The 6698-nt window shown below is 64.8% G+C and carries 6 protein-coding genes; 4 read left to right on the forward strand and 2 right to left on the reverse strand.

The window, feature by feature from the left end:
* Positions 1 to 111: 111 nt before the first annotated feature.
* A complete protein-coding gene (locus DM995_RS02180; RefSeq protein WP_116968347.1) occupies positions 112 to 987 on the reverse strand; it encodes a M48 family metalloprotease in 876 nt (291 codons plus the stop codon).
* 138 nt (positions 988 to 1125) lie between these two features.
* On the opposite strand from DM995_RS02180, the gene DM995_RS02185 reads away from it, so the two are divergent.
* The 4 genes from DM995_RS02185 (at position 1126) to DM995_RS02200 (ending at position 5198) form a co-directional block, all read left to right on the forward strand.
* Entirely contained in the window at positions 1126 to 1305 is a 180-nt protein-coding gene (locus tag DM995_RS02185) for a DUF1674 domain-containing protein (RefSeq protein ID WP_031317911.1), read from the forward strand.
* A 90-nt stretch (positions 1306 to 1395) separates the two neighbouring features.
* On the forward strand, positions 1396 to 2175 hold the full coding sequence (locus DM995_RS02190) for a Coq4 family protein (protein WP_116968348.1): 780 nt from the start codon (positions 1396 to 1398) through the stop codon (positions 2173 to 2175).
* A gap of 138 nt (positions 2176 to 2313) precedes the next feature.
* Entirely contained in the window at positions 2314 to 4707 is a 2394-nt protein-coding gene (locus tag DM995_RS02195; protein WP_232823985.1) for a M1 family metallopeptidase, read from the forward strand.
* Positions 4708 to 4727: 20 nt separating this feature from the next.
* Entirely contained in the window at positions 4728 to 5198 is a 471-nt protein-coding gene (locus DM995_RS02200) for a DUF6702 family protein (RefSeq protein WP_232823986.1), read from the forward strand.
* 3 nt (positions 5199 to 5201) lie between these two features.
* Here the strand turns inward: DM995_RS02200 and DM995_RS02205 are convergent.
* Positions 5202 to 6698 (reverse strand): family 43 glycosylhydrolase (locus DM995_RS02205; RefSeq protein ID WP_116968350.1); only part of this gene is annotated, 1497 nt, incomplete at its 5' end.

Consider the following 6698-nt stretch of genomic DNA (forward strand, 5'->3'; position numbering starts at 1 on the left):
GGCGGGAGGGGTGGCCGAAGGCCGGGATGGGACTGCGCAGAGGGTGGTCAGGCCCCCCCGGTCCAGATGGCTGGACCTGCCCCTCCCGCGCGCGGGAGGGGAGAATAAAGCTCACCCCCGTCCGAGCGGATCGAGCGCGCTGCCCCGGCGCGGCGGCGGCGGGGCGCTGCCCTGTTCGCGGGCGATCGCCTCCAGCGCGGCGATCCGGTCGCCGGTATCGGGATGCGTCGAGAACAGCGCGCGCACGCCCGAGGGCACGATATACAGCTGCGCGGCTGCCGGGTTGCGTTCGACAACCGGGTTCGGAATCCGTTGCGCCTGGTTCGAGATGCGCGCCAGCGCCGATGCCAGCGCGAGCGGCTTGCCGCTGATTTCCGCGCCGCCGCGATCCGCGCCGAATTCGCGCGTCCGGCTGATCGCCATCTGCACGATCATCGCGGCAAAAGGTGCGACGAACACCGCGAGCATCGCCGCCCAGGGGTTGCGATTGTCGTCGCGGAAGAACAGCCCGAAATTAGCGAGCATCGAGACGGCACCCGCGATCGTCGCGACCATGGTCATGATCAGCGTGTCGCGGTTCTTCACATGCGCCAGCTCGTGCGCCATCACGCCCTCGATCTCGTCGCGGCTCAGCATCTGCATCAGGCCGATGGTTGCAGCGACGGCGGCGTTCTCCGGATTGCGACCGGTGGCGAAGGCGTTGGGCGCGGCCTGATCGATGACATAGACGCGCGGCATCGGCAGTCCGCCGCGCTCGGCCAGCCTGGCGACCAGATTGTAGAAATCGGGATGGCTCTGCGCGTTCACCTCGACGGCATTGTGCATCTTCAGCACGATCTTGTCGGCATTCCAGAAGGTGAACAGGTTCATGCCGGCCGCAAACAGCAGCGCGATCACCGCGCCGCCCGAGCCACCCAGCGTGTAGCCCAGAGCCATGAACAGCGCGGTCAGCGCTGCCAGCAGCATGGTGGTCTTCAGTCCGTTCATCTCGGTTCAAAATCCTTGTCTGACATTGCATGCCCGGCGCTTCACATCGCGCCCGTCACGCCCCATATGCCCGCATGAAATGTAGGAATGCCGCGCCGGTTTTCAATCGATCGGCCGGCCAAGCTCAAGGGACGCAGCATGCCAGACACCCCGCGCGCGACGCGCCGCCCCGATCATGTCAAGCCGCCCGCGCACTGGGGCAAGTCGCCGCCGGTGCCGACACCGCAGCCGATCGCCGAGGGTGATGCCGAGGAAGCGGCCAAGGGCCCGACGCGCTTCGGCGACTGGGAGCACAAGGGCATCGCGATCGATTTCTGACCATGTGTCAGCACGCATGACACGACTTTTCAACCTCTGCGCTGCATGCTATTGACACGATTGTCAGTGAGAGGGCGAGAGAGGTTGAGCATGTCCGAGCCGGTATTCCGTCATCCCGAGCGGCCCGTGCCCAAGTTCCGCCCGTTCAGGGCGATGCACCATTTCCGCAAGCTGATCGCGGACAAGGAAGATACCGAGCAGGTCTTCCACATCTTCCAGTGCCTGCCGCGGCTGAAGCTGGTCGACGAGATCCGCGCCTTCGTGTACAGCGATTTCGGACGGCAATTGCGGCTGAGCGAGCCCTATCTTCCCGACATTCTCGACGATCACGATCGGTTGCGCGCGATGCCGAAGGGCAGCGTTGCGCATGCCTATGTCGATTTCATGGAGCGCGAAGGGCTCTCTGCCGCCGGGCTGGTCGCCGAATATGACCGGTTCCAGGGCAACCGCCGCTATGGCGATATGGTCGAATGGTATGTCAACCGGCTGCGCGACACGCACGACCTGCTGCATGTCCTCACCGGCTATGGCCGCGACGCCTTGGGCGAAGCCTCGGTGCTGGCGTTCACCTATGGCCAGAACCCGTCACCGGGCAATATCTTCATCGCCTATATGGCCGCGCTCAACATGACCCGCACCATCCGCAGCGATGCGCCGGTGTTCAAGGCGGTGGGCGAGGCGAAGCGGCTGGGCAAGGCATGCCCGCGCATCGCCGAGCAGTCGATGCTCTCGCTGCTTGCCGAGCCACTGGCGGCGGCGCGCAAGCGGCTCAACATCGACGAACCGCATTATTATGCGATGGCGCACCAGAAGCTGCGCGCGCGCGGGATCGACCCCTATAATCTGCTCGGCAAGCCCCAGCCGGCTTGATGGGAGGCCAGGTGGCCGGGGTATCGGCGCTTTGTCGCAAATTGCAGCGCCGGGGCATTGACCCTTATGCGATAGTATCACATGCAAGCGCCCTGCACATTTCAGGGGCGATAACGCCCTGAAAATAAGGGGGTCGCCTTGCGTCGTTTATCCGCCGTTTCCGCTTCGCTGTTCGCACTCGCCATCGGCGCCGCTTCCACACCTTCGCTCGCGAGCCCGGTCGAGCAGACCAAGAGCGGCTATCAGGACAAGTTCCGCCAGCTCGAAGGCGAGGAATGGCCGACCCCGACCGATTATCGCAACGCCTCGGGCGCGCCGGGCTATCGCTACTGGCAGCAGAAGGTCGACTACGACGTCCAGGCGCGGCTCGACGAGGCGAAGCGCACGGTCAGCGGCAGCCAGACGGTGCGTTATGTCAACAATTCGCCCGATGCGCTGCCCTATCTCTGGCTGCTGCTCGACCAGAACCAGTACAAGCGCGATTCGATCGAGGCGATGACAGAGACGGTTTCGGGCGACAAGATCAGCCTGGCCGAGGTGCGCCGGCTCAAGCGCCTCAAGGACTGGGAGGGCGGCTTCACCATCGCTGCGGTGCGCGATGCCAGCGGTCGCGCGCTTCCTTTCACCGTTGTCGACAGCCTGCTGCGCATCGACCTTGCCCAGGCAGTCGCGCCCAATGGCGGCGAGACCAGCTTCTCGATCGAATGGTCGTTTCCGATGGCCGAGAACAAGGTCGTCGGCGGGCGGTCGGGCTATGAATGCTTCACCCAGCCCGGCGAGGACGGCAACTGCATCTTCGAAGGCGCGCAATGGTTCCCTCGGCTTGCGGTCTATTCGGACTATGAGGGCTGGCACAACAAGGCGTTCCTGGGGTCTGGCGAGTTCACGCTCGAATTCGGCGACTATCGCGTCGCGCTGACCGTGCCTGCCGACCATGTCGTGGCCGCCACCGGCGTGCTGCAGAACCCCGACCAGGCGCTGAGCGCGGCGCAGCGCCAGCGGCTCGAACAGGCCAAGTCGGCGACCAGCCCGGTCTATGTCGTCACCCCCGAAGAGGCGGTCGCGGCCGAGCGCGGCAAGGCCTCGGGCGAGAAGACCTGGATCTTCTCCGCCACCAACGTCCGCGATTTCGGCTGGGCGAGCTCGCGCAAGTTCGCCTGGGACGCGATGGGCGTGAAACAGGATTATGCCGATCAGCCGCTGGTCATGGCGATGAGCTTCTTCCCCAAGGAAGCGCGTCCGCTCTGGGATGCCTATTCGACCAAGGCGATCGCGCACACGATCGACGTCTATGGCAAGTTCGCCTTTCCCTATCCCTATCCGGTGGCGCAGTCGGTCAACGGTCCGGTCGGCGGGATGGAATATCCGATGATCACCTTCAACGGCCCGCGCCCGGTGAAGGACAAGAAGACCGGCAACCTCACCTATACCGAACGCGCCAAGTACGGGCTGATCGGCGTGGTGATCCACGAGATCGGCCACAACTGGTTCCCGATGATCGTCAATTCGGACGAGCGGCAATGGACCTGGATGGACGAGGGGCTCAACACCTTCCTGCAGTTCCAGGCCGAGCGGTTGTGGGACAAGGACTATCCGGCGCGGCGCGGCGAGCCCAAGGATATCGCCGAATACATGCTTTCGACCAACCAGATGCCGCTGATGACCCAGTCGGATTCGGTGCTGCAATTCGGTGCCAACGGCTATGGCAAGCCCGCCACCGCGCTGACCATCCTGCGCGAGACCGTGCTGGGCCGCGACCTGTTCGACCGTGCTTTCCGCGAATATGCCAATCGATGGCGGTTCAAGCATCCAACACCCTATGACTTTTTCCGCACGATGGAGGAAAGCTCGGGCGTCGATCTGGACTGGTTCTGGCGCGGATGGTTCTATTCGACCGACCATGTCGATATCGCGCTCGACAAGGTGGTGCGCGCGACGCTCGAACCTGCCGATGCCACGGCCGCTGCGGCCGAGCGCAAGAAGCGGCGCGATGCCGAGCCCGGTTCGCTCACCGCCGCGCGCAATGCTGGGCAGCAGACGGTGGTCGAGCGCGATCCTGCGACGCGCGATTTCTATGACAGCATCGACCCGCTCGATGCCACTGCCGCCGACAAGCGCAAGGCCGCAGAGGCCTTTGCCGACCTGACCGCCGAGGAAAAGGCGGCGCGCCAGGTGACCGACAATTTCTACCGCTTCAGCTTCTCCAATCGCGGCGGCCTCGTCATGCCGGTGATCCTGAAGATGGATTTCTCCGACGGATCGAGCGAGACCGCGCGCATTCCGGCGGAGGTCTGGCGCTACAACCAGAAGGCGGTGACCTGGCAGTTCGTCACCCCCAAGACGCTCACCCGCGCCGAGGTCGATCCGCTCTGGGAAACCGCCGATGCCGACCGGTCGAACAATGTCTATACCGGCCAGATCGATCCCAAGACGCTGGGCATCGAGACGCCCGAGGAGACCAAGAACCGGATGAAGGATTCGGACGTGAAGGTGCAGCCCGATTCGCTGCGCACCTTCGGCGCGCCGAAATGATGCGGCGTTTCTCTGCCATCATGGCAGCGGTTGCGAGCCTGGCGCTCGCCCCGCAAGCGGGCGCGCATCGCGGGCATGATGCGATGAGCGTCGTCACGCTCGAACCCGATGGCAAGGTCATGGTCTCGCACCGGTTCGAGGCGCATGACCTCGAACCGGCGCTCGCCGAAATCGCGCCGAATGCGCAGACGAGCCTCGACGATCCCGATGCGATTGCTGAGCTCAAGACCTATCTGCTCGCGCATTTCAAGCTGCGCGCCGATGGGGCGGAGGTTCCGCTGGCGGTATCTTCGGTCGATATCGGCGTACGCGAGGTGCGGATGAACTATGCGGGTCAGGTGAAGGGCCGTCCCAGGGCGGTCGCGATCCAGACCACCATCCTGCGCGACATCTATCCGCGCCAGGTCAACCAGGTCGAGGTCAAGCGCGGTACCTTCGCGCGAACGCTGCGCTTCGGCGGCGACGAGGTGCAGACGGTTGCGCTTCCGTGACCCTCAACCTTCCAGCGCGGTGAAGCGGAAGTCGCGGAATTGCGCCTCGCCGGGGCCAGCGGCATAGAGTCCGGGCCGCAGCATCAGGAAGCCACCGCGGACATTGTGGTGATAGCCCGAGACTTCCATGCCTCGGTCGAATTTCAGCCAGGTCCTGCCGCCATCGCCCGAGGCGTGGAAGCTCACGATATGCTTCCGGTTGGTCACCCGGATGCGCATGCGGCGGCCGTGTGGGTTGGCGGGACGCCCGCGCTCGATGCCGTACTGGTGCGTCACGAAGCGCTCGGCATCGAAGCCAAGTCCCGCATAGAGCTTGTCGTCATAGAACAGCACCAGTCCTGCCGTCCCACCCGGGGCAATCTCGATATCGCATTCGAAACGGTAGGAAGTGTCGCCTGCGATCACCAGCAGCGGCGATCCGGTAGAGGGGGCGAGGCCCTTGCCTTTGAGGTATAGCGTGTTGTCTGCGACGCGGACGCGGCTGCTCTCGTCCGGGGCGGGGCGGAAGAAGGACCATTTGGTGCCGAGCGCGAGCGTGCTGAAATCGTCCGACAAGGCCATGCCGTGCGGCAGCGCCTCGCCACCCTTCGGCTTGGGCAAGGGGGCGGAGAGATCGCCGCCGGTCATGCGGAACCAGCCATCGGGGGTGAACTCGACCGGATCGAGCAGGCACTGCCGGCCCAGCGTCCAGTAACCGTTCTCGAAGCCGTGATAGAGGCTCCACCAGCTGCCATCGGGCGCTTCGACCAGGCTGGCATGGCCGCGCGACCACCAGGCCTCGCGAATGTCGGTCGTGCGCACCAGCGGGTTGTCGGGGTGCTGCTCCCACGGGCCGTGGATCGAACGCGAGCGGGCTGCGATCACCATATGGCCCGTGGGAGGCCCCGCTGTCCCTCCGACAGCGGTAATCATGTAGAACCATTGGCCAATATGGTGGATCTTCGGCCCCTCGGGCGAGAAGCCCTCGACATCCCATTCGTCCGGATAGCGCCAGGGGTCGTAGACATGCTCGACCTCGCCGGTGACGCGCATCCCGTCATCGGACAGCCGCACCCGGTCGCCGCCCGAGAGGAACAGCCAGCGCGATCCGTCCTCGCCCACCGCATGGCAGGGGTCGATATGCTTGTGCAGGCCGAGCGGCACGGGGTCGCTCCACGGGCCGTCGATATGGTCCGCCCAGATCACATAGATGTCGTTCTGCGGGCTCGCCTTGACCGGGATATAGAGGAAATAGCGACCCTTGTGCTTTTCGAGGCTCACCGCCCAGACCGAACCGATGTTGCGGGTCAGCGCTGGCTTTCGGGGCTGCCAGTTCACCAGATCGCGCGAATGCCAGATCAGCAGGCCGGGATAGGATTCGAAGCTCGAAAAGGTGAGATAGTAATCCGCGCCGTCCTTGAGGATCGCAGGATCGGGCCGGTCGCCCGAGAGTACCGGGTTGAGGAAGCGGCCATCGCCGAGATCGGCGATGCGCTGATCGTCCAGACCCCGGCGCCAGCC

It is taken from the genome of Blastomonas sp. UPD001, from assembly GCF_003426715.1.
Taxonomy (GTDB): domain Bacteria; phylum Pseudomonadota; class Alphaproteobacteria; order Sphingomonadales; family Sphingomonadaceae; genus Blastomonas.